27 protein-coding genes are annotated in these 22,172 nt (G+C 67.3%); 14 read left to right on the forward strand and 13 right to left on the reverse strand.

Annotated features, from left to right (window positions below; genetic code table 11):
* Positions 1 to 3: 3 nt before the first annotated feature.
* The 9 genes from gspD to gspG form a co-directional block, all read right to left on the reverse strand.
* Positions 4 to 2,271, reverse strand: coding sequence for a type II secretion system secretin GspD (gene gspD / locus ACYVB7_RS05140; protein WP_460505710.1), 2,268 nt, complete (start codon positions 2,269 to 2,271; stop codon positions 4 to 6).
* A 5-nt stretch (positions 2,272 to 2,276) separates the two neighbouring features.
* Positions 2,277 to 3,155 (reverse strand): type II secretion system protein N, encoded by an 879-nt coding sequence (gene gspN, locus ACYVB7_RS05145; protein WP_460505524.1) that lies wholly within the window; start codon positions 3,153 to 3,155, stop codon positions 2,277 to 2,279.
* Positions 3,156 to 3,163: 8 nt separating this feature from the next.
* A complete protein-coding gene (gene gspM / locus ACYVB7_RS05150; RefSeq protein WP_460505525.1) occupies positions 3,164 to 3,658 on the reverse strand; it encodes a type II secretion system protein GspM in 495 nt (164 codons plus the stop codon).
* Positions 3,655 to 4,890, reverse strand: coding sequence for a type II secretion system protein L (gene gspL / locus ACYVB7_RS05155; protein WP_460505526.1), 1,236 nt, complete (start codon positions 4,888 to 4,890; stop codon positions 3,655 to 3,657). Before gspL ends, gspM begins: the two co-directional genes overlap by 4 nt.
* Positions 4,891 to 5,038: 148 nt before the next feature.
* Positions 5,039 to 6,058 (reverse strand): type II secretion system minor pseudopilin GspK, encoded by a 1,020-nt coding sequence (gene gspK / locus ACYVB7_RS05160; protein ID WP_460505527.1) that lies wholly within the window; start codon positions 6,056 to 6,058, stop codon positions 5,039 to 5,041.
* Positions 6,055 to 6,729: a PulJ/GspJ family protein gene (locus tag ACYVB7_RS05165; RefSeq protein WP_460505529.1), complete on the reverse strand. Its 675-nt coding sequence runs from the start codon at positions 6,727 to 6,729 to the stop codon at positions 6,055 to 6,057. The genes gspK and ACYVB7_RS05165 overlap by 4 nt, the downstream gene beginning before the upstream one ends.
* Complete coding sequence (gspI, locus tag ACYVB7_RS05170; protein ID WP_460505531.1) at positions 6,729 to 7,118, reverse strand: type II secretion system minor pseudopilin GspI; 390 nt, start codon at positions 7,116 to 7,118, stop codon at positions 6,729 to 6,731. The genes ACYVB7_RS05165 and gspI overlap by 1 nt, the downstream gene beginning before the upstream one ends.
* Positions 7,115 to 7,561 (reverse strand): prepilin-type N-terminal cleavage/methylation domain-containing protein, encoded by a 447-nt coding sequence (locus tag ACYVB7_RS05175; RefSeq protein ID WP_460505532.1) that lies wholly within the window; start codon positions 7,559 to 7,561, stop codon positions 7,115 to 7,117. Before ACYVB7_RS05175 ends, gspI begins: the two co-directional genes overlap by 4 nt.
* The gene (gene gspG, locus ACYVB7_RS05180) at positions 7,533 to 7,991 is read right to left on the reverse strand and encodes a type II secretion system major pseudopilin GspG (protein WP_460505711.1); all 459 of its coding nucleotides are present in this window, start codon (positions 7,989 to 7,991) and stop codon (positions 7,533 to 7,535) included. The genes ACYVB7_RS05175 and gspG overlap by 29 nt, the downstream gene beginning before the upstream one ends.
* A gap of 114 nt (positions 7,992 to 8,105) precedes the next feature.
* On the opposite strand from gspG, the gene ACYVB7_RS05185 reads away from it, so the two are divergent.
* Positions 8,106 to 8,597 carry a type II secretion system protein N gene (locus tag ACYVB7_RS05185; RefSeq protein WP_460505534.1) on the forward strand — a complete coding sequence of 164 codons (492 nt, stop codon included), beginning with the start codon at positions 8,106 to 8,108 and terminating at the stop codon, positions 8,595 to 8,597.
* 12 nt (positions 8,598 to 8,609) lie between these two features.
* On the opposite strand, the gene cobT is transcribed toward ACYVB7_RS05185, so the two are convergent.
* Together cobT and ilvA are read right to left on the reverse strand one after the other, a co-directional pair.
* On the reverse strand, positions 8,610 to 9,773 hold the full coding sequence (cobT, locus tag ACYVB7_RS05190; RefSeq protein ID WP_460505536.1) for a nicotinate-nucleotide--dimethylbenzimidazole phosphoribosyltransferase: 1,164 nt from the start codon (positions 9,771 to 9,773) through the stop codon (positions 8,610 to 8,612).
* 14 nt (positions 9,774 to 9,787) lie between these two features.
* A complete protein-coding gene (gene ilvA, locus ACYVB7_RS05195) occupies positions 9,788 to 11,413 on the reverse strand; it encodes a threonine ammonia-lyase (protein WP_460505538.1) in 1,626 nt (541 codons plus the stop codon).
* Positions 11,414 to 11,711: 298 nt separating this feature from the next.
* Here ilvA and hisC point away from each other — a divergent pair, with 298 nt between their 5' ends.
* The 13 genes from hisC (at position 11,712) to tatC (ending at position 19,990) form a co-directional block, all read left to right on the forward strand.
* On the forward strand, positions 11,712 to 12,809 hold the full coding sequence (gene hisC / locus ACYVB7_RS05200) for a histidinol-phosphate transaminase (RefSeq protein WP_460505540.1): 1,098 nt from the start codon (positions 11,712 to 11,714) through the stop codon (positions 12,807 to 12,809).
* Complete coding sequence (hisB, locus tag ACYVB7_RS05205) at positions 12,806 to 13,420, forward strand: imidazoleglycerol-phosphate dehydratase (protein ID WP_460505542.1); 615 nt, start codon at positions 12,806 to 12,808, stop codon at positions 13,418 to 13,420. The genes hisC and hisB overlap by 4 nt, the downstream gene beginning before the upstream one ends.
* A gap of 37 nt (positions 13,421 to 13,457) precedes the next feature.
* Positions 13,458 to 14,120 (forward strand): imidazole glycerol phosphate synthase subunit HisH, encoded by a 663-nt coding sequence (hisH, locus tag ACYVB7_RS05210; protein WP_460505544.1) that lies wholly within the window; start codon positions 13,458 to 13,460, stop codon positions 14,118 to 14,120.
* 49 nt (positions 14,121 to 14,169) lie between these two features.
* Positions 14,170 to 14,910: a 1-(5-phosphoribosyl)-5-[(5-phosphoribosylamino)methylideneamino] imidazole-4-carboxamide isomerase gene (gene hisA / locus ACYVB7_RS05215; protein ID WP_460505545.1), complete on the forward strand. Its 741-nt coding sequence runs from the start codon at positions 14,170 to 14,172 to the stop codon at positions 14,908 to 14,910.
* Positions 14,907 to 15,875, forward strand: coding sequence for a D-hexose-6-phosphate mutarotase (locus tag ACYVB7_RS05220; protein WP_460505546.1), 969 nt, complete (start codon positions 14,907 to 14,909; stop codon positions 15,873 to 15,875). The genes hisA and ACYVB7_RS05220 overlap by 4 nt, the downstream gene beginning before the upstream one ends.
* A gap of 12 nt (positions 15,876 to 15,887) precedes the next feature.
* The gene (gene hisF / locus ACYVB7_RS05225) at positions 15,888 to 16,691 is read left to right on the forward strand and encodes an imidazole glycerol phosphate synthase subunit HisF (protein ID WP_460505547.1); all 804 of its coding nucleotides are present in this window, start codon (positions 15,888 to 15,890) and stop codon (positions 16,689 to 16,691) included.
* Positions 16,692 to 16,736: 45 nt separating this feature from the next.
* The gene (hisI, locus tag ACYVB7_RS05230; RefSeq protein WP_460505548.1) at positions 16,737 to 17,144 is read left to right on the forward strand and encodes a phosphoribosyl-AMP cyclohydrolase; all 408 of its coding nucleotides are present in this window, start codon (positions 16,737 to 16,739) and stop codon (positions 17,142 to 17,144) included.
* A 5-nt stretch (positions 17,145 to 17,149) separates the two neighbouring features.
* Positions 17,150 to 17,536, forward strand: a complete 387-nt coding sequence (locus ACYVB7_RS05235) for a phosphoribosyl-ATP diphosphatase (RefSeq protein WP_460505549.1) — start codon at positions 17,150 to 17,152, stop codon at positions 17,534 to 17,536.
* Positions 17,537 to 17,589: 53 nt separating this feature from the next.
* A complete protein-coding gene (locus ACYVB7_RS05240; RefSeq protein WP_460505712.1) occupies positions 17,590 to 17,964 on the forward strand; it encodes a DUF4870 family protein in 375 nt (124 codons plus the stop codon).
* A 40-nt stretch (positions 17,965 to 18,004) separates the two neighbouring features.
* A complete protein-coding gene (locus tag ACYVB7_RS05245; protein ID WP_460505551.1) occupies positions 18,005 to 18,364 on the forward strand; it encodes a histidine triad nucleotide-binding protein in 360 nt (119 codons plus the stop codon).
* A gap of 96 nt (positions 18,365 to 18,460) precedes the next feature.
* On the forward strand, positions 18,461 to 18,697 hold the full coding sequence (gene tatA / locus ACYVB7_RS05250; protein WP_460505552.1) for a Sec-independent protein translocase subunit TatA: 237 nt from the start codon (positions 18,461 to 18,463) through the stop codon (positions 18,695 to 18,697).
* Positions 18,698 to 18,700: 3 nt separating this feature from the next.
* A complete protein-coding gene (gene tatB, locus ACYVB7_RS05255; RefSeq protein WP_460505554.1) occupies positions 18,701 to 19,189 on the forward strand; it encodes a Sec-independent protein translocase subunit TatA/TatB in 489 nt (162 codons plus the stop codon).
* 3 nt (positions 19,190 to 19,192) lie between these two features.
* A complete protein-coding gene (gene tatC / locus ACYVB7_RS05260; RefSeq protein WP_460505555.1) occupies positions 19,193 to 19,990 on the forward strand; it encodes a twin-arginine translocase subunit TatC in 798 nt (265 codons plus the stop codon).
* 24 nt (positions 19,991 to 20,014) lie between these two features.
* On the opposite strand, the gene ACYVB7_RS05265 is transcribed toward tatC, so the two are convergent.
* Positions 20,015 to 21,181: a S1C family serine protease gene (locus ACYVB7_RS05265; RefSeq protein ID WP_460505557.1), complete on the reverse strand. Its 1,167-nt coding sequence runs from the start codon at positions 21,179 to 21,181 to the stop codon at positions 20,015 to 20,017.
* Positions 21,182 to 21,232: 51 nt separating this feature from the next.
* Positions 21,233 to 22,117 carry a 3',5'-nucleoside bisphosphate phosphatase gene (locus tag ACYVB7_RS05270; protein ID WP_460505558.1) on the reverse strand — a complete coding sequence of 295 codons (885 nt, stop codon included), beginning with the start codon at positions 22,115 to 22,117 and terminating at the stop codon, positions 21,233 to 21,235.
* Positions 22,118 to 22,172: the final 55 nt, after the last annotated feature.

Consider the following 22,172-nt stretch of genomic DNA (forward strand, 5'->3'; position numbering starts at 1 on the left):
TCCTCATTGGGCGGGGGTGGCCGCGGCGGGTGCAGCCGGGGGCGTGGCGGGCGCATCCACCGCCGGGCGCAAGCTGTTGTCCATGCGCTGTGGCAGCACCGGCGCTTCGTTGATGCCCAGCAGGCTGTTCTGGCTGGGCTGGGCCTGCTGCTGGATGGTGCGCATCACGTCGTACCGGTCTTGCGCCAGCGAGCCGGTCTGCTGCGCGTCGCGCACCACCACGGGCCGCAGGAACACCATGAGGTTGGTCTTCTTGCGGCTGCGGCTCTGGCTTTTGAACAGGTTGCCGATGATGGGCACGCTGCCCAGGCCGGGTACCTGGTCCACGTTGCCCGCGTATTCGTCTTGCAGCAGCCCGCCCAGCACCACGATCTGGCCGTCCTCCACCAGCACCTGCGACTCGATGGAGCGCTTGTTGGTGGTGGGGCCGTTGGTGTTGGCCTTGGTGGAAGCGTCGATGCTGGACACCTCCTGGTAGATGCTCAGCTTGACGGTGCCGTTCTCGCTGATCTGGGGCTTGACCTTCAGCGTCAGGCCCACGTCCTTGCGTTCGATGGTCTGGAACGGGTTGACCGTGGCCGTGGTGGCCCCGGTGTTGGTGAACTGGCCGGTGACAAAGGGCACGTTCTGGCCGATGACGATCTTGGCCTCCTCGTTGTCCAGCGTCAGCAGGTTGGGGGTGGAGAGCACGTTGCCGTCGCCGTTGGCCTCCAGCGCCCGGGCCAGAAAGCCCAGCACATACACCCCGCCCTTTTGCTGGGCCAGCCCGAAGTTGATGCCCGTGGCGGGCAGGGTGGTGCCGCTGGCCGCCCCGGTGGCGAGGTTGATGATGTTCTTGCCCCCGGTGCCGAAGTTGGTGCCCAGCAGGCCGATGACGTTGTCGCCCGACTTGCCCAAGGGGCCTTGCCACTGAATGCCGAACTCGGCGGCCCGCTCGGCGTTGACCTCGGCGATCAGGCTCTCCACATACACCTGGGCGCGGCGGGTGTCCAGCATGTCGATCACGGCCCGCATCTGGCGGAACACCGGTTCCGGCGCGGTGATGATGAGCGAGTTGGTGGCCGCATCGGCCTGGATCTGCCCGCCCGTGCTGGGGGCACTGGTGGCCAGCGAGCCGCCCGTGGAGCCCAGTGCGGTGCTGCTGGTGCCGGAGGGCGTGGTGCCCAGGGGGCTGGCGGTGGGGGGGGTGCGTGGGGCGGTGGCGTTGCCCCCCGTGCCTGCCGCTCCGCCTGCGCCCGAGCCGTCGGCCGCCATGGCCGCCCGCAGCGTGGTGGCCAGCTGGGTGGCGTCGGCATTCTTCAGGTGCACCACATGGATGGTGCCGCTGGCCTTGTCGGACGTGGGGCGGTCGAGTTTTTCCACCAGGGCGCGCACCAGCGCCAGGCGTGACGGGTTGGCGGTGCGCACCAGCAGCGCGTTGCTGCGCGGCTCGGCCAGGATGGTGGTCTTGTACGAGGTGTCGGCCTGCCCCTGGGTGGCCGGCCCGCCGTTGGCGCCGCCTTCGGTCAGGCGCTGCACCAGCACGGCCATGTCGCTGGCCACGGCGTGTTGCAGGGGAATCACCTCCACGTCGGTGGCGTTGGCAATGTCCAGCGCCGCAATGATGCGGCCCACCCGTTGCAGGTTTTCGGCGTAGTCGGTGATGACCAGCGCGTTGGTGCCGGGGTTGACGTTGATGGTCTGGTTGGGGCCGATCAGCGGGCGCAGCACCGGCACCAGGTTGTTGGCACTTTCGTGGCGCAGCGAAAAAATCTGCGTGACCATGGTGTTGCCGCCCACGGCGGAGCCGGGCAGGTTGGTCAGCGGGCCGTCGTTCACGCCACCGGCCATCAGCTTGGCGTCGGCTTCGGGCAGCACCTTGTACAAGCCCCCGGCTTCCACCAGGGCAAAGCCTTGCAGGCGCAGGGCGGCGGCAAACTGGTTCAGCGCCGCCGCGGGGGACACGGCACGCTCGGTGGTCAGGTTGATCTGGCCCTTGACCCGCGGGTCCACCACCACGTTGCGTTTGGTGAGGGTGGCCATGGCGCGGGCCACGGCCTCGATGTCGGCGTTGGCAAAGTTCAGCACCACCGGCTCACCGGCCTTCCAGTTCGCGGTGCTGGATGCGGCGGAGGCGGGTTGAATGGGGGCGGGCGCGGCGTTTTGTGCCCAGGAATTCAAGCAAAAAGTGCCTGTAGCGCTTGCAATGAAAGCGTAAGCAGCTACTGAAACAATAGCATTGCGAGCCAGGTGAGGACCCGGCTGTGCTGCGGTGTGCCACGGTGTCTGCATGTCGTTCATCCGATCTTGATCAGGGTGCGGCCATTGACCCGCCGCCCCAGAAGGTTCATGAGGTTGTTGAGGGCGTCTCCGCGCTCGCTGGCCGCCTGGGCCTCGCCCGAAAAACGCAGGCGTCCGGCCACCCACTGGCCCTCGCCGCTGAGCAGCAGGCTGCCTTGCAGCGTGCTCAGGTTCAGCGTGGGGCTGGTGGCCGTGCCGTCGCTCCCACCGCTGGGCCAGCCCAGCTGGAGGCGGTAGCTGCCCAATGGGCGCACGGTGGACAGGCGGCTGCTGGCGTCCACCACGTCCAGCGTGGCGCTGCCGCTGCCTTGTGCCGGGGCGTTGCCCTTGAGCACCCATTGCATGCCCGGGGTCTGGAAGGCCAGCTGGGCCTGCAATTGCAAGGTGTTCCAGGGCGTGCCCAGGCCCACCAGCAAACCGGCAGGCCATTGGCTGCGGTGGGGGGCAATGGCCAGCGTCTGCTGGGACCAGCCGGGGGTCCAGTGCAACTGCACCGGGGTGGCCACACAGCAGGCGGTGTCCAGGCTGACGCCCAGGCCACGCCCTTGCAGCGACAGGTGCCACGACAGCGGGGTGGGCAGGGTCACGCGGTCGGTGCTGTCGGCCCCGCCGGTGAGGGTGAGCCAGGCCTGCCCGCGCCACACCGTGCCTTGGGCGTGGCTCAACACCAATCGGCCCTGGGTCAACCGGGTCACGGGGTCGGCCAGCCACGCGGCCGGGGCGTGCACCACGGCGGCACACAAGGCCCCCACGCAGGCCGGCACCACCCCCCAGCCCCAGCCCGGCGTGCGCAGGGTGTGGGCGGCGCGGGACGCCTGCGGCAGCCGGGGGGCTTCCGGGCGGCGCTTGGACACAAAAGGTTGGGGCGCTTTCATGGCAGGGCTCAACCGCCCAGGTTGAACTGGACCGTGCCTTGCCACGCGCTGGGCGTGCCATTGGCGGCGGGGGTGGGGCGGTTCAGACGCACGCCGTTGGGGGTGAGCTGGGCGTTGACCCGCACATCCGCCAGCCACTGCGCCACCGCCTGGGGCGAGGTTGGCTGCATCTGCACGGTGAAATCGTCGTTGGCCCCCTTCACGCTGCTGCCCGCGCCCAGGTGGCGGCGGGTGGCGGTCTCCAGGGCCTTGAGGCGTTCGTCGCGGGGGCGTGGCGGCTGCCCTTGCAGGGCCTTGGCCTGGGCGGCCAGGGCCTGCATGGTCTGCCACTGGGCATCCAGGCGGGTCTGCTGGGCGGGGGCGGCTTGCAACCGTTTCCAGGCCGGCCAGACGACACCGCCCAGCAGCAGGCCCAGCACCACCACGGCGGCGGCCAGGCCCACGCCCAGGCGTTCCCGGGGGTTCAGGCGTTGCCAGCTGCGGGACAGGGGGGATGCGCTCATGGGCGGCCTCCGACAGGGGCGGCAGGGGTGGACGGTGCCCGGCGAACCGTCAGCACCGCGGCCTGTTGTTGCACCTGCCAGCCGCGCTGTTGCAGCCCGGCCACCACGTCGGCCTGTCCGGCTTCCGCGCCCGGTGGCAGGGTCAGGGTGACGGTGCCATTCTCAAAAATAAGAGCAGAAACACCAACATTGGAAAGCGCGGAGGCAGAAAAATCCATCAAGAACGTTTCCAGGTCGGCGGGGCCCGCCACACCGTTGGCGCGCTGCAGGCGTTCCACTTCCCGCTGCATTTGCAAGGGGGCGTCCAGCACCAGCGTCACCGAAGGGAAGGTTTGGGTCAGCAACTGGCGGATGCGCTGGGCCTGGCCGTCGATCTGGCGCTGGGCTTGCCAAGCGGCGGCCACCAGGCCCAGGGTGGTCACGGCCACGCTGGCCAGCAGGCCCAGGCGAACGGCCCGCCACGCGGGGCCGAACGCCAGGGCCCGCATGCCTTGCAGCAGCCGCTGGCCTTGGCGAATGCTGGCCGACTGCCGCAGCTCGAACTGCGCCAGGTCCCAGGCGGACTGGCTGGCGGCCAACAGGCGTTGCCCCGGGGTTTGCACCGTGGCCGCTTGCCCGCTGAGGCGCTCGGCCAGCGCCGTCAGTGCGGGCTCGGCGGTCCAGGGGGGCAGGTCGGTGGAGGGGGCGGAGGCGCAGGCCGGGGCTTGCTGCGGGGTGGCGGCATCGTCGTCCCGCTGCACCGGGGTGCAGCACACGCCGCGGGGGCCGGTTTCCACCCGCCAGGCCTGGCCCAGGGCCGACCACAGGCCGTGGTGGTGCAGCGCATTCGGGGCGGCTTCGGGGACGATGCGCACCAGCCGCCGTCCGGCGGCTTGCAGCACGTCCAGCCAGCCCGTCAGCCACGCCTTGTCGCAGGCGCAGACCCACCCGGCCTGCCCGGGCACCAGCCCCGGTTGCAGGGCCAGGTGCAGGGTGGCGGGGTCGGCCAGCAGCAGGTCTTCCAGCAGGCCGTCCAGCACCTGGCGCACACGCGCCGCGCCGGTGGCGGGCAGGGTCACCCAATGCCACGAGAGCAAGGGCGCGGGCACGGCCAGCACCACGTCGGTTTCGGGGGGCAGCAGGGAGACGGGGTCCTGCCCTTGTTGCGAAGGGTGCAGGCCGTCACGGCTTTGCACCCAGTGGAGTTCGGTCAGCGGCGACGCGGTGTCGCTGCCAGGCAGGACGATCAGCACCCGGTCACCTCCCGCAAGGGGGTGAGGCCGTGGTTCAGGGCTTCGAGGGTCGGCAGCATGTGATCGGGGACGGCAGTGACAGCGGTGCGGGGTGAAGCGGGGGGCAGGCAAACCCGGAGAAGACCGGGCGAACCATTGTAGGGAGTGCTCATGAAGCTGGGCTTGGGCGGGCCGCACGGTCTTCCGCCGGGGGCGGAACGCGCTCGCGCCACAGGGTGCGCACGTCCAGGCCGTTGCGCACCACCAGCGACTGTTCGGCCACCACCCGCTCACCCAGGCGCAGCTTGCCCAGCACGGTGAAATACCGGCTTTGGGTGCTGTGGGCGTCGCCATTGAGGGGCAGGCCCCCCACCAGGGCCGTGGCATCGGTCAGGGTCTTGAACGGTTGCAGCGCCCGTTGCGACACCAAGCGGGCGGCCTGGGCCCGGTCCAGCCCGGCAATGGCCGCCCGCAGCACCACCGCCGGGGCGGTGTTGAGGTTGACGGGGGTGCGTTCGGGCAGCACCGTGACGTAGGGGGCCAGGCGGCGCACGGTGGCGGGTGACCAGCCCAGCCACACCAGCTGCGACACCCGCTGGGGCCGCAACACCCGCTCGGCCCCGGTGGGGGCGGCGTCGGCGGTTGTGGCCCCGGGTGACGCCCCTGTGCCCCCTGGTGCTGCTGCGGTGGCGACGGTGGACGAGCGCAGCCAGGCCTGTGCGGCGGGCGCCACCTGTTCGGGCGGCAGGCCCAGTTGTTCAAACAAGCGCTCGAACGCCTGCACATCGTCCTTGGACACCGCGCCTTGCTTGTCCAGGTTGGCCACGTTCAGCAAGCCTTGCTGGTCGGTGATGGCGCCGGAGAGGAAGGCGTCCAGCGCAGGCGGCGGATCGCCGGTCTTGTCGGCGGCCAGGAAGCTGGACAGCCGGGCTTCCTCCAGGCCCACGGCCCAGGGCTCGGCCAGGTGGTCGCCCGCGCCGGTGTTCTGGTTGGTGCGGGCGTCTTCACGCAGGATCAGCCGCGCCCAGTCCAGGGCGCCGGTCAGCACCCAGGTGGCCTGCTGGCGGTCGCGTTCGGCCTGTTCCACCTCGGTGCTGCGCCATTGCTGCCACACGGCGGCGCTGGCCAGTGTGGCCACCAGGGCCACGGTCAACAAGGCCACCAGCAGGGCGGCACCACGTTGTTTCATGATTTGCCGCCTCCCAGGGTGGGGCGGGCCCAGTCGCGCACGATGTCGCCGGTCAACGCCTGTGGTCCGGCCAGTGTGAGCACCAGACGCACGCCCTCGGGCGGTGTGCCCACCGAGCTGTTGCTGCTGGGGTTGGGCATGCCCGTGCTGGGAGCGCCGGTGGACGACAGTGGGTGGGTCCAGCTGTCGCCTCGGTGGTAGTAGATCTGCCAGCCGCTGGCGCGGGCCACGCTCACCTGGCGGGGCAGGTCGTCTTGCGAGGGGCGTTGGCCCCAGCGGCTGGCGGCTTCCCAGGCTTGCGTCAAACCACCGCGGGTGCGCACCCCGTTTTGCAGCCAGCGCTGCCATTGGCCGTCACGCAGGGTCCAGGCCACCACCTGCAGGCCTGGGCTGGCGTTGGGGGTGTCCAGGGCGTCGCGCCGGGTCAGGCGCAGGGTGCGGCCGTCGAAATCGACCGCGGGCACCAGGCCGGTTTCGGTCATGGCCTCCAGGTCGGCGGCCCATTGGCCCAGGCCCGCTTGCAGGGCCAGCAACTCGTCGCCGCGTTCGCGGGTGAGGCGTTCGGTGCGCGAGAGGCCGTCGATGGCCCGCCACGCCATGACCGACAGCACCGACAGCACCGCAATGGCCACCAGCACCTCAACCAGCGTGAACCCGTGTCGCCGCTTCATCAGTAGCGCCCCACCACGGTGGACACGAACATGAGGTTGATGGGCTGAGCCCCGTCGCTGCCACTGCCGCCCGGGCGCACACGCACGTCCACGCGGCGGAAATTGGGGTTGGGCGTGGGCAGCACGTCCTGCACCACCTCCAGGCTTTGCCCGGCCTGCACGCAGGTTTGGCTGCTGGTGCCAATGCCGGGCAGGGTGCGCGACAGCCGCACCTGGGCCAGCGCGTTGTCGGCACACAGTTGCGCCAGCAGTTGGTCTTGCTGGCGCTGGGACAGTTGGGTCAGTGACCCGGTGGCGCGCAGGCCCGCCGTCAGCGCCACGGCCACGATGGCCAGCGCCACCATGATTTCAACCAGCGTGAACCCGCGGTGAGGATGGGGGGCGGTCATGGCGCGGCGTCGGGTGCAGGGGCCGGGGCGAACGGGCGCAGGCCGTCGGTGGCCAGCCAGGTGGTCTGGTCGCCCAGGCTCAGGGCGATCCGGGTCGGGGGCAGCAGGGGCTCGGGGCTCAGGGTCAGTTGGCTGGGGTTCACCCGCATGCCGGGTTGTGTCCAGGGGCGGAACTGGCCGTCCACTTCGAACCCTTGGTCCCCCGCCTGCCAGGTCAGCGGCACTCCGCGCAACCGGGCTTGGGCATGGGTGGCGGTCAGCACCGCGGACAGGCGCTGGGCCTCGCGCTCCAGGCCGCGGTCGGGGCCGTCGCGCAGGGCCAGGCTGACGCCGGTGGTGGCCAGCGCAATCAGCGCGACGACCACCAGCAGCTCCAGCAGCGTGAACCCGCGAGCGCCGCGGGCCTGGGGACGCTCAGGGCTGCCAGGAGCCGATGTCTGCATCTTTGCCTTCGCCGCCCGGCTGGCCATCGGCCCCCAGCGACAGCACGTCCACCTCGCCGTGCAGGCCGGGGCTCAGGTACTGGTAGGGACGGCCCCAGGGGTCGGCGGGCAGCTTGTCCAGGTAGGGGCGCCAGTTGGGGGCTGCGGGGCCGGAAGCGGGTTTGGCCGTCAGCGCCGCCAGCCCTTGTTCGGTGGTGGGGTAGCGCTGGTTGTCCAGGCGGTAGAGCTTGAGCGCCTGCATCAGGTTGTTGACGTCGGTCTTGGCGGCTGTGGTGCGGGCGTCGTCGGCGCGGTCCAGCACGTTGGGCACGATCAGCGCCGCCAACACGCCGATGATGACCAGCACCACCATCAGTTCGATGAGGGTGAACCCGCGCGCCACGGCCTGGCCCCAGGGGCGGCGGGTGGCGGGATGGGCGGTGTGAGGGATGGGGTGGCGTTCGAGGTCCAAGGCGGTGACTCCGTGCAAAGTGGGCTGAATGATAATGGCCGCATGTCAAGCTTTGGTCTGCGTTCCCGCGTTGCCTCTGAAGGGGTGCCTCCTGTGTCGGCACGTTCGACCGCCTCTGCGCTTGCTGGGGGTGTGTGGTGGCCCCGGCTGGCGTCGGTGCTGGTGTGGGGCTTGGCGGGATACGCCACGCTCTATTGGGGGCTGAGGCTCACCCGCGAGGCCGATGGCCCTGTGCGAGCGCCCCTGGCGGTGTCTGCCCCTGACATCGACACGCAGGCGGTGGCCCGTGCGTTGGGGGCTGGTGGCAGCGCCCCGGCGGCCGCGCCGGTGGTCGATGTGAATGTCCGCTACGTGTTGGTGGGGGTGCTGGCCGGTGCGGCCACCCCCGATGGCCACGGCGTGGCGCTGATTGCGGTCGAGGGGCAAAAGCCCCGGCCCTTTGCGGTGGGCTCCGTGGTGGATGGTCAGTGGGTGGTGCAGCGCGTCACGGCCCGCGGTGTCACCTTGCAGCCACAGGGCGCGTCTGCTGCGGACGGCGCGGGCTTGACCTTGTCCATGCCCGATCCCCAATCCCCCGGGCGCTGAGTTGCCGGAGGGTCACACCAGGGTGGCCAACGCATCCGGCAGTGCCGGTGGCTCCTGGGGCTGCGGGGTGGTGGTCAGCGGGGTGGCGGGTGTGTCGGGGGGGCTGAGCTCGGCTTCGTTGGCCAGCGCCATGTGGTTCATCAGGCGCACCGCGGATTGCAGCAGCGGCCAAGCCAGCAAGGCGCCGGTGCCTTCGCCCAGGGCAATTTCCAGGTCCAGCAGCGGCAGCGCTTGGAGGTGGATCAGCATCAGCCGATGCCCTTGCTCGGTGGACCGGTGGCTGAACACCATGTAATCGGTCACCGCCGGACGCAATTCCCGGGCCAGGAGGGCCGCGGCACCGGCCACAAAGCCGTCCACCAGGATCACCCGCCGCTCGCTCGCCGCTTGCAGCATGGCACCCACCATCATGGCAATTTCAAAGCCCCCCAGCGCGGCCAGGATGGCCAGCGGGGCGTGGGCGTTGCGGTGCTTTCGCATCACATCAAACAGCAAACGCAGCTTGTGTTCCATCTGGCGGTCGCTCAGGCCGTAGCCGCGTCCGACCGCATCTTCCAGTGGCACGGCGCACAGGCGTGACAGCAGCAGGGCTGCACTGGACGAGTTGCCCACCCCGATGTCGCCAATGGCCACCACATTGCCCGGCAGGTGGTGCATCACGTCCATGCCTGCACCCAGTGCCGCCAGAGCGCGTTGGCCCGTCATGGCAGGTGCGTGGGCCATGTTGCGGGTGCCAAAACCGATTTTTCGGCTCAGCAGCGATGCCGTGGGCTGGCCCTGGGTGTGGGGGGCGGGCGGGATGGGGGCGGCCACCCCGGCGTCCACCACGGTCAGGCCCCAGCCATGGTCGCGTGCCAGCACGCTGACAGCGGCGCCGCCACCCAGCACATTGCCGATGCGCTCCACCGTGGCACGCTGGGGGTACAGGGACACCCCTTCGTCCACAATGCCATGGTCCCCTGCAAACAACACCACCTGCGGCGTTTGCAGCGTGGGGGTGGTGGTTTGCTGGATCAGCCCGATCTGGCGCGCCAGCGACTCCATCCGGCCCAGCGAGCCCACGGGTTTGGCCAAGCTGTCCACCCGCTGTTGCAGCGCGGCGGTCAGCGTTGGACTGGCAATCGGTTCAACGGTGGGGAGTTGGACCGCGGACGATGGATCGGGGTGGGGGGGCATGGTGAACGGGCGTTTCAGGTGCCAAGCGGGCGCAGAAACAGACGGTACACCGGGTTGTCGGTTTCTTCCACCCAGGGGTAGCCCAGGGTGGACAGGAACTTCGCAAATTCAGCGTCTTCTGCGGGCGGGACCTGGATGCCCACCAGGATGCGTCCGTAGTCGGCCCCCTGGTTGCGGTAGTGGAACAGGCTGATGTTCCAGCCCGGGCGCATTTGGCTCAGGAAGGCCATCAGGGCGCCAGGCCGTTCAGGGAAGACAAAACGCAACAGACGTTCGTTCTCGGCCAGGCTGGATGGCCCGCCCACCATGTGGCGGACGTGTTCCTTGGCCAATTCGTCGTGGGTGAGGTCGATGGCTTGAAAGCCCTGTTCGGTGAACGCCTGGGCAATCTGCGGGCTCTCGCCTTTGTGGCGCGTGGTCAGGCCCAAGAACACATGGGCCTGTTGCTGGTCGCTGATGCGGTAGTTGAACTCGGTCACGTTGCGTGGACCGGTGCCGCCGCCAAAGCTGGGCAGGTTGCCGATGAGGCCGCAGAAGCGGCGGAAGCTGCCTCGCTCTTCTGGGATGGTGACGGCAAACAGGGCTTCCCGCTCCTCCCCCACCTCGGCACGCTCGGCCACAAAGCGCAGGCGGTCGAAGTTCATGTTGGCCCCGCAGAGGATGGCCGCATAGGTCTCCCCTTGCGTGCCGTGCTGGGCCACGTACTGCTTGATGGCCGCCACGGCCATGGCTCCCGAGGGCTCCACGATGCTGCGGGTGTCCACAAAAATGTCCTTGATGGCGGCGCACACCGTGTCGGTGTCGACGGTGATGAAACCATCGACCAGCCCGCGGGCCACACGGAAGGTTTCCTCTCCCACCAGCTTCACGGCGGTGCCGTCGGCAAACAGCCCCACATCGGGCAGCGTGACGCGCTGGCCTGCGGCCACCGACTGGCGCATGGCGTCGGAGTCGTTCATCTGCACCCCGATCACCTTGATCTCCGGGCGCACGGCCTTGATGTAGTTGGCCACGCCCGAAATCAAGCCACCGCCGCCGATGGCCACAAACACCGCGTCCAACCGCTGAAGGTCCAGCTTCTGGAGCTGGCGCAGGATTTCCATGGCAATGGTGCCTTGGCCGGCGATCACGTCGGGGTCGTCGAAGGGGTGGACGAAGGTCAGCCCCTGCGATTGCTGCAATTCCACCGCATGGCCGTAGGCATCGTTGTAGCTGGTGCCGTGCAGCACCACTTCGCCGCCCCAGGCTTTCACGGCATCGATCTTGATTTGCGGCGTGGTGGCTGGCATCACGATCACCGCGCGGGTGCCCAGCTTGCGGGCACCCATGGCCACGCCCTGGGCGTGGTTGCCTGCAGAGGCGCAAATGACGCCCCGGGCCAGCGCCTCGGGACTGAGGTGGGCCATCTTGTTGTAGGCGCCCCGCAGCTTGAAACTGAACACGGGCTGCTGGTCTTCACGCTTGAGCAACACGGTGTTGCCCAGGCGCTGGCTCAGCACCTTGGCGGGTTCCAGGGGCGATTCAATGGCCACGTCATAGACACGGGCGTTCAGAATTCGAGCCAGGTAGTCGGTGGGAGACAGGGGATTGGGGGTGTCTGCGGTGTTGCAGGGAGAGGGTGGGGTCGGGGTTGCGCTCATGGTGTGTCCTGAGGTCACATCATAGAAGAGGCAAAAAAAAGCCCCGAGCGTGAAGCTCGGGGCTGAATCCACCGATACAGAAAAGGTGGAGGAGACAACCGATGTTTCGTGAAGGGCCGCCGGAGGCGGGCTGTTCAGGAAACTTACAATGAATGTTATCAGCAATTTGTTGCAATGCAACACGAAGCTGCCCGAATGGTCAGTTTGGTCGCCACGTTTGGGGGGTGCCCCCTAAAAGCGTGGCGTGAACGGCACAGTTTTTTCGGGCGTTTGGTGTGGCCGACAACCCCCTTTTTGCATGTCTTCCTCCCCCAATCCCCTGTTGCGCCTCCGTCAGGATGTGCAGTCCATGCATGCCTATGCCATCCAGGATGCGGTCGGCCTCATCAAGCTGGATGCGATGGAGAACCCCTATCCGCTGCCCGAATCGCTGCAAAACGAATTGGGGCAGCGGCTCGGGCGTGTGGCGGTCAACCGCTACCCGGGCACCCGTGTTGACGACCTGAAACGTGCGATTCATGCCCACGTCGGTGTTCCCGAAGGGTGTGACCTGATGCTGGGCAACGGGTCGGATGAACTCATCAGCCTGCTGGCGCTGGCCTGCGACCGGCCGAACGACGACGGGACCCCTGCCACCATCCTGGCCCCTTTGCCCGGGTTTGTGATGTACGCCATGAGCGCCCAGCTGCAAGGGTTGCGCTTCGTGGGGGTGGACCTGACGCCCGACTTCGAGCTGGACGAGGCGGCCATGCTGGCGGCACTGGACGCCCACCGCCCGGCCATCGTGTACCTGGCCTACCCCAACAACCCCACAGCCAACCTGTGGGACGACGAGGTCATTGAGCGCATCGTGGTGCGTCAGGGGGAACTGGGGGGGCTGGTGGTGATGGACGAGGCCTACCAGCCTTTTGCCGCCCGCAGCTACCTGGATCGGTTGACGCGGCACCGCCACGTGCTGTTGATGCGCACGCTCTCCAAGTTCGGTCTGGCCGGTGTGCGGCTGGGCTACATGGTGGGTCCCCAGTCCCTGGTGGCTGAAGTGGACAAGGTGCGTCCGCCCTACAACATCAGTGTGCTCAATGCCGAGTGCGCGCTGTTTGCGCTGGAGCATGCCGATTTGTTTGCGCAACAGGCCGAGGCCATTCGCCAGGGGCGGGCCCAATTGCTGACGGATCTGGCCGCATTGCCCGGTGTCAAGGTGTTCCCCAGCGAGGCCAACATGGTCCTGGTGCGTGTGCCGGACGCCACAGCCAGCTTTGAAGGCATGAAACGTGCGGGTGTGCTGGTGAAGAATGTTTCTAAAATGCACCCACTGCTGCACCACTGCCTGCGGTTGACCGTTGGAACCCCCGACGAAAACAGGCAGATGCTGGCGGCCCTTCAATCCACCTTATGAACGCATCCTGCCAGACCCCGGCACCCCGTTGTGCCGATGTGTCGCGCCAAACCGCCGAGACACGCATCCGCGTGACGGTCAACCTTGATGGCACCGGGCAATCCCGTTTGTCCACGGGCATTGGTTTTTTTGACCACATGCTCGACCAGATCGCCCGCCATGGGCTGATCGATCTCGACATCCAGGTGGAAGGTGACCTTCACATCGACGGACACCACACCGTGGAAGACGTGGGCATCACCCTGGGTCAGGCATTTGCCCAAGCTGTGGGCGACAAGAAAGGCATCACCCGCTACGGCCATGCCTATGTGCCGCTGGATGAAGCCTTGTCCCGCGTGGTGGTCGATTTTTCAGGCCGCCCCGGGTTGCACATGCACGTGCCGTTCACGGCGGGCATGGTGGGGGCCTTCGACACCCAGCTGACCTTCGAGTTTTTCCAGGGCTTCGTCAACCATGCGGGTGTGACCCTGCACATCGACAACCTCAAGGGCGTCAACGCCCATCACCAGGCGGAAACGGTGTTCAAGGCCTTTGCGCGGGCGCTGCGCATGGCCCTGACGCCCGATCCCCGCATGGGCAACACGATCCCCTCGACCAAGGGCTCCTTGTGAGCCCCCTTGCAAACCGTCCCGCAACCTGCGCAACAACATGACCCGACGAATGGTGGCCGTGGTGGACTACGGCAGCGGCAACCTCCGCTCCGTGTCCCAGGCGGTGATGCATGTGGCCCAGGCCGCAGATGTGGAAGTCCGTGTGACCAGCCGTGCCGATGACGTGATGGCCGCCGAACGGGTGGTGCTTCCCGGTCAAGGCCACATGGCCGACTGCATGAACGAACTGGCCCGCTCCGGCCTGAAAGACGCCGTGCTGCACGCCGCGGCCCACAAGCCCCTGTTCGGGGTGTGCGTGGGCATGCAGATGCTGTTGGGGCACAGCGAAGAAGGGCCGTGCGACGGCCTGGGCCTCATCGACGGCGATGTGGTGCGTTTTCGCCTGCAAGGGCAGTTGCAGGCCGATGGCAGCCGCTACAAGGTGCCCCAGATGGGCTGGAACCGTGTGCACCATGTGCTGGATGGCCGCCCGGTGCACCCCATGTGGGACGGCATCACCGACGGCGCCTACTTCTACTTTGTGCACAGCTACCATGCGCGGGTGGCCGACCCCCGCCACAGCGTGGGCGAGACCGACTATGGCGTGCGCTTTGCCTGCGCCATTGCCCGTGACAACCTGTTTGCCACCCAGTTTCACCCTGAAAAGAGCGCCGACCAGGGCTTGCGGCTGTACCGCAACTTCCTGAACTGGCAGCCCTGAACGTTTTTTCTTCAACCCCTGTTCTTCAACCCCCTCAGCCTTTACAGCCATGTTGCTCATTCCCGCCATTGACATGAAAGACGGCCAGTGTGTTCGCCTGAAACAGGGTGACATGGACCAGACGACGGTCTTCGGTGACGACCCCGCCGCCGTGGCCCGGGGCTGGGTGGACAAGGGGGCACGCCGCATTCACCTGGTGGACCTCAACGGGGCCTTTGCCGGCAAGCCCAAAAACGAGGCCGCCATCAAGCGCATCCTGAAAGAGGTGGGCAGCGAGGTGGACGTGCAACTGGGTGGTGGCATCCGCGACCTGGACACCATCGAACGCTACCTGGACGCCGGGCTGCGCTACGTCATCATCGGCACCGCCGCGGTCAAGAACCCGGGCTTTTTGCAAGACGCCTGCACCGCTTTTGGTGGCCACATCATCGTGGGCCTGGACGCCAAGGACGGCAAGGTGGCCACCGACGGCTGGAGCAAGCTCACCGGGCACGAGGTGATCGACCTGGCCAAGAAGTTCGAGGACTACGGCGTCGAATCCGTCATCTACACCGACATCGGGCGCGACGGCATGCTGACCGGCATCAACATCGACGCCACCGTCAAGCTGGCGCAGGCGCTGTCCATCCCCGTCATTGCCTCGGGTGGTCTGTCCAACCTGGACGACATCCGCAAGCTCTGTGCGGTGGAGGACGAAGGTGTGGAAGGTGTGATCTGCGGTCGCTCCATCTACAGCGGCGACCTCGACTTCGAAGCGGCCCAGCAGCTGGCCGACGAGCTCAACGGTTGAGCACCACCCGTTCCGGCGAGCGGCCCATGCACGCCCAGGCCGAGGTCGGTTTGCCCGGGGGTGACCGGGTTCGGGTGGCGTTGCACGGAGCCCATGCCTTGTCGTGGGTGTCGAGGGGGCGGGAACGCCTGTACCTCAGCCCTTGCGCCACGCTGGATGGCTCCGCACCCATTCGCGGTGGCGTGCCCGTGTGTTTTCCCCAGTTCAACCAACGTGGCCCGCTGGCCGAGCGGCTGCCCAAACACGGCATGGTGCGCAACCTCCCCTGGGCGGTGGTCAGCGCACCGACGGTGGCCGAACGCTGGCCGGGGCTGGTGGTGGAGCTGCCTGCTGACGTTGCCGACGCTGACGTTCGGCATGTGCACCTGGCGCTGGACAGCAACCCCGGCACGCAGACGGTGTGGCCCCATGCCTTTGCGGCGCTGCTCACCGTTTCGCTGTGGTCAGGCAGCTTGCAGGTCACGCTGCACGTCCGCAACACCGGGACCGATGCCTGGGCCTTCACCGGGGCCTTGCACACCTACCTGGCGGTGGACGACATCGACCGCGTGGCCCTGTCTGGCCTGGGCGGCCAGCCCGAATGGGACGCCCTGGCCGACACCCATGCCACGGCGGCCCCCACCTTGCGTTTTGCCGCCCCGGTGCGTGACGAGACCGACCTGGGTTTTGATCGCGTGTACACCCGGCCCGACGCGGCGGGGCAACCCGCACCGCTGTGGCTGCAAGACGGCCCCCGCTCATTGCGCATCGACCACTCGCCGGGCTGGCCCGACGTGGTGGTCTGGAACCCCGGCGTTCGCCACAGCGCGGCCATGAACGACTTGCCGGATGACGGCTGGCGCCACATGCTGTGTGTGGAAGCTGCCCGGGTGTACCAGCCCCACACGGTGTCCCCGGGGGCTGTGTGGCAAGGTTGGCAGCGCCTGACCGTGCACGATGCCGCTCCCCCTGTCGCTCATTTCTGATCCAATTGCCCCATGCTTGCCAAACGCATCATCCCCTGCCTGGACGTGACCGGTGGTCGCGTGGTCAAAGGTGTCAACTTCGTGGAGCTGCGCGACGCCGGTGACCCGGTGGAGATCGCCGCCCGCTACAACGACCAGGGGGCCGACGAACTGACCTTTCTGGACATCACCGCCACCAGCGATGGGCGCGACCTCATCCTGCACATCATCGAAGCCGTGGCCAGCCAGGTCTTCATCCCGCTGACGGTGGGCGGTGGCGTGCGCACAGTGGAAGACGTGCGCCGCCTGCTCAACGCCGGGGCAGACAAGACCAGTTTCAACTCGGCGGCCATTGCCAACCCGCAGGTCATCAACGACGCGTCCGCCAAATACGGGGCGCAGTGCATCGTGGTGGCCATCGACGCCAAGCGCCGCTCGGCTGCAGACGAGGCTCGTCTGGACGCTCAGGGCCTGCCCGTGGGGCCTGGCTGGGACGTGTACAGCCACGGGGGACGCAAGAACACCGGGCTGGACGCGCTGGCCTGGGCCCAGGACATGGCCTACCGCGGTGCTGGCGAAATCCTGCTGACCAGCATGGACCGGGACGGCACCAAGTCTGGCTTTGACCTGGCGCTGACCCGTGCGGTGGCCGATGCCATCGACATCCCCGTGATCGCCTCGGGCGGCGTCGGCAACCTCGATCACCTGGCCGACGGCGTGCAGCAAGGCGGTGCCGATGCGGTGCTGGCCGCCAGCATCTTCCACTACGGCGAATACACCGTGGCACAGGCCAAGGCCCGCATGGCGGAGCGCGGCATCCCGGTGCGCCTGGATTGATGGCAAAAAAACCTTCTAGCGCTTATTATGTAAGCGCAGCATGCTATGAATAATGTAGTTTCTGTGCCCTGGCTAGATCAGGTCAAATGGGATGCCCAGGGCCTGGTGCCGGTCATCGCCCAGGAGGCCAGCAGTGGCGACGTGCTGATGTTCGCCTGGATGAACCGCGAGGCCCTGGCCCAAACCGCTGAGCTGGGGCGTGCGGTGTACTTCAGCCGCTCGCGCGGCAAGCTGTGGTTCAAGGGCGAGGAATCGGGCCATGTGCAAACGGTGCACGACATCCGCCTCGATTGCGACCACGACGTGGTGTTGCTCAAGGTCACCCAGCTGGGGCACGAACCCGGCATCGCCTGCCACACCGGGCGCCACAGCTGCTTTTTCCAACGCCTGGAAGGCGACCGCTGGCAAGCGGTGGACCCGGTGCTGAAAGACCCCGAACACATCTACAAATGACTGGCATGACCGCTGAAACCCCCACCCTGGCCACCACCGATGCGCTGGACCGCTTGGCCCAGGTCATCGAAAGCCGCAAACCCGCCAACGGCGGCGACCCGGAGAAGAGCTACGTGGCCCGGCTGCTGCACAGGGGCCCCGACGCCTTCCTGAAAAAAATCGGCGAAGAGGCCACCGAGGTGGTGCTGGCCGCCAAGGACGCCAGCCACGGTGCCCCCACCCAGCCCCTGGTGGGCGAGGTGGCCGACCTGTGGTTCCACAGCATGGTGGCCCTGGCCCACTATGGCCTGTCACCCGCCGACGTGGTGGCCGAGCTGGTGCGCCGCGAGGGCCTGAGCGGCCTGGAAGAAAAAGCCCTGCGCAAGGCCAAGACCCGCGCCGGGGAAGCCTGACACACACGCCAGCCCCCAGGAGAACGATCATGACCGACCGAGAACCCATCACCGTGTCCGAAGACGGCGTGGACGTGCGCCTGCTCGACGCCCTCAACACCTGGGGCATGGTCAGCTACATCCTGCACCTGGTGGTGGCGGCTTCCGCCGTGTTCCCGGGGGCGCAGGCGGGTGTGGTGTTGCTGGTGGTGGCGGTGATCATCGACCTGGTCAAGCGTGACGACGCCAAGGGCACCTGGCACGCCAGCCATTTCCGCTGGCGGCTTCAGACGCTGCTGATCGCCGGCGGGCTGTATGTGGTGACATCGCCGCTGTTTTTGCTGCTGTTTGTGCCCGGGCAGATCGCCTGGTGGCTGATTTCGGTGTGGTTCCTGTACCGCATCGTCAAAGGCATGCTGGCGCTCAATGCCGGGCGCGAGGTGGCCTGACCGCCGTGTCGGGCTGCAAACTTCATTGGAGTGAGTCAACGTGAGTGCCGATCCGAACTGCATCTTCTGCAAAATCGTCGCCGGGGTCATCCCCAGCCGCAAGGTCTATGAAGACGATCAGATTTATGCCTTTCACGACATCCACCCGTGGGCCCCGGTCCACTTTCTGCTGATTCCCAAGCTGCACATCCCGTCGATGGCGCAGTTGGGACCCGAGCACGAGGCCTTGCTGGGCCGCATGATGGTGCTGGCCCCTAAGCTGGCGCTGGAGCAAGGCTGCAACCCTTACCCCGATGGGGGGTTCCGCATCGTGTCCAACACCGGGACCGAGGGGGGGCAGGAGGTGCATCACCTGCACGTTCACGTCATGGGCGGTCCACGTCCGTGGCTGAAAGGTTGAGCGGGGCAGGGCCCGGCTCGAACTTCCCCCACGGCTTAGAATCCCAAGCAGACCGGCCACTCGTTGTGGCCCGCTGAAACACACTGGAGTTGAATCATGGGCAGTTTTTCCATCTGGCACTGGATGATCGTCTTGCTGGTCGTGGTGCTGGTGTTCGGCACCAAGAAGCTCAAGAACGTGGGCTCCGACCTGGGCAGCGCGGTCAAGGGCTTCAAAGATGGCATGCGCGACGGTGCCGCCTCTGAAGAGCAGGCCGCTGCGGACAAACCTCAGGTGGGCCAGTCCGCGGTCGAGAAGACCACCATCGACGTTGAAGCCAAGACCAAGTCCTGATGCATGATTGACCTCGGCATCTCCAAGTTGGCCATGATTGGGGCCGTGGCCCTGGTGGTCATCGGTCCTGAGAAGTTGCCCAAGGTGGCCCGCACCGTGGGCGCCTTGCTGGGCAAGGCACAACGCTACGTGGCCGACGTCAAGGCCGAGGTCAACCGCTCCATCGAGCTCGAAGAGCTCAAGAAGATGAAGGACACGATGACCAGCGCGGCGCGCGACGTCGAGTCCTCCATCCAGTCGTCGGCCAACGACTTTGAAAAATCCTGGGCCGAAGCCACCACCGAATACACCACGTCGTCCACCGACCACAGTGCGGCACTGTCCGAATTGGGGCAACCGCTGGTGCCACAGTACAAGCACCCGGGCAAGAAGTGGCGTGTCAAGCAGGGGGCGGTGCCCCAGTGGTACAAGGCCCGGGCTGGCGTGCGGGGCCGGGTGCAGTCGGGTGCCGCCCGTGTGGCGCGCTTCCGCCCCAAATCTCGGACCTCCTGATCCATGTCTTCATCCCAACCCGACCCGCACGACGAACTGGCGGGCACCGAGCAGCCTTTTGTCCAGCACCTCATTGAACTGCGGGACCGCATGCTCTATGCCCTGTACGGCGTGGGGGCCTGCATGGCCTTGCTGGCCATCTGGCCGGGTCCGTCTGGCTTGATTGACCTCGTGGCCATGCCCATCCGGGCACACATGCCACCCGACGCCAAGCTGATTGCCGTGGGCGTGTTCACGCCGTTTTTCGTGCCCCTCAAGGTGCTGATGATGACCGGGGTGCTGATGTCGCTGCCCTGGCTGATGTACCAGGCCTGGGCCTTCGTGGCCCCGGGGCTGTACTCCCACGAGAAGAGGTTTGCGCTGCCGCTCATTGTCTTCGGCAGCGCACTGGCCTATGCGGGCATTGCGTTCGTGCAGTTTTTTGTGCTGGACCGCATGTTCGCCTTCATCCAGAGCTTCACCCCGGCCAGTGTGGCGGCCACACCCGACATTGCGTCGTATGTGGAGGCCATCCTGTCGCTGTATCTGGCGTTCGGCTTGGCCTTCCAAGTGCCCATCGTGGTGGTGCTGTTGGTGCGCTTCGGGCTGGTGACGGTGGACAAGCTGCGCGAGTTCCGCGGCTACTTTGTGGTGCTGGCGTTCGTGATCGCCGCGGTGGTCACGCCGCCCGACGTCATTTCGCAACTGGCCTTGGCGGTGCCCATGGCGCTGCTGTACGAGCTGGGCATTTTGGGGGCGGCTTACATGGCCAAGGTCCACCCGCCCGAAAGCAGCGAATCCGGCACCGACGCGGCCAACTGACGCTGGCGTTCAGCCCTCAGCTTCTCACTGCTGCACCCGCACCGGGTTGCGTTTGCCCGCCACCACACTCAGGTGGGTTTCCTTGCCGTTGCGCAGCACGGTCAGGTCGGCCGGGGAGCCGGGTTTCACCGAGGCCACTTGCGCCAGCAGCTGCGGCACGTTGTCCACCGCATGGCCGTTGATCTGGGTGACCAGGTCACCCGGCCTCACGCCCGCCAGTGCGGCCGGACCGTTTTGCAACACCCCGACGATGACCACGCCGTTGGTGGTTTGTGGGGGCAGGCCAAAGGTTTCGGCCAATTCGGGGGACAGATCGCGGGGTTCCACGCCAATCCAGCCCCGGGTGACCTTGCCCTCTTGAACAATGGCTTCCATCACGGTGCGGGCGGTGGAGGTGGGGATGGCAAAGCCAATGCCCATGGAGCCGCCCGAACGTGAATAGATGGCGGTGTTGATGCCCACCAGGTGTCCGTGGACATCGACCAGCGCCCCGCCGGAGTTGCCGGGGTTGATGGCGGCATCGGTCTGGATGAAGTTCTCGAAGGTGTTCAGACCCAGTTGGGAACGGCCCAGGGCGCTGACGATGCCGCTGGTCACGGTCTTGCCCACGCCGAAGGGATTGCCGACGGCCAGCACCGGGTCGCCCACTTGCAAGGCGTCGGAGTCGCCCAGGGTCACGGGGGTCAGGCCGTCCAGCTCCACCTTCAGCACGGCCAGATCGGTTTCGGGGTCGGTACCGATCACCGACGCTTTGACGATCCGCCCGTCGTTGAACATCACTTCGATGTCGTCGGCCCCTTCAATCACGTGGTTGTTGGTCAGCAGGTAGCCATTGGGGCTGACCACCACCCCCGAGCCCAGCCCGGTTTGGGGCTGTTGCTGGGCCATGCCCTGCTCGCCAAAGAAAAAGCGGAACCAGGGGTCGTTGCTGTTGGGGTGGCGCTGGGGGGCGGTGCTGGTGCGGATGCTGACCACCGCGGCAGAGGCCACCTGGGCCGCATGCCGGAACGACGTGGCCCCGCTGCTGACACCCGGTCCTTCGGACGAGGTGGCGGGGGCTTCGATCACCGGCACCACCGAGGCCAGGCGTGGCCGACGGTCCAACCATTGGGGTTTGAGGGTGGCCACCACGAAATACGCGGCCAGCAGCACCGTGACGGTCTGGGAAAACAGCAGCCAGGCTTTCTTCATGGTGAAAGTTTCGTCTGGTGGGGGTTGAACAGAATGAAGCGTTGAGCAGCGTCACACGCCCGCAGGCCACTGGATGCGGTCGCCCAGCAGCGTCCACACGGGCGTGAGCCGCCCTTGCAGATGGGGCAACTGGCCCAAATCACAATGGCTTTCTTCGGGGCTGTGGAAGTCGCTGCCGCGCGAGGCGGCCAAGCCGAACTCCTGCGCCATGTCGGCGTAGGTGAGGTACTCGTCGGGCGTGTGGCTGCCGGTCACCACCTCCACCGCCTGCCCGCCGTGGCGTTGGAACTCGGAAAACAGCGCGTACTCGGCGGTGGGGCTGTGGTCGTAACGGGCGGGGTGGGCAATGACCGCCACTCCACCGGCCTCGCGAATCCAGCGCACGGCATCGCCCAGCTTGGCCCAGCGGTGCGGCACGAAGCCCGGCTTGCCCTCGGTCAGGAAGCGGCGAAACACCTCGTGGGTGTCGGCGCACACCCCGGTTTCCACCAGGTAGCGGGCGAAGTGGGTGCGGGAGATCAGCTCTGGGTTGCCCACGTATTTCAGCGCACCCTCATAGGTGCCGGGGATGCCCACGGCCGCCAACTGCTCGGCCATTTCCAGCGCACGGGCGCCGCGGCCCCCGCGGGTGTTGGCCAAGCCCTGGATGAGGGCGGGGTGGTCGGGGTCGAAGCCCAGGCCCACGATGTGCACCGTCACGCTGGCGAAGGTGACCGAAATCTCCGTGCCCGTGACGTAGGGGAGTCCCAAGGACAGTGCGGCTGCACAAGCCCGGTGCTGCCCGCCCACCTCGTCGTGGTCGGTCAGGGACCACAGTTCCACGCCGTTGGCCTTGGCGCGCTGGGCCAGGGCTTCGGGGGTCAGCGTGCCATCGGAAACCACCGAATGGCAGTGCAAGTCGGCGTTGAGCAGGTCGGCAGGGTTGGGACGGGCCATGGGGAGATTGTAGGGAGCGCCCGGGTGGGCGGGGGAGCGATGCGGGTGTGCGCGG

The sequence above is a fragment of the Hydrogenophaga soli genome (assembly GCF_054777695.1).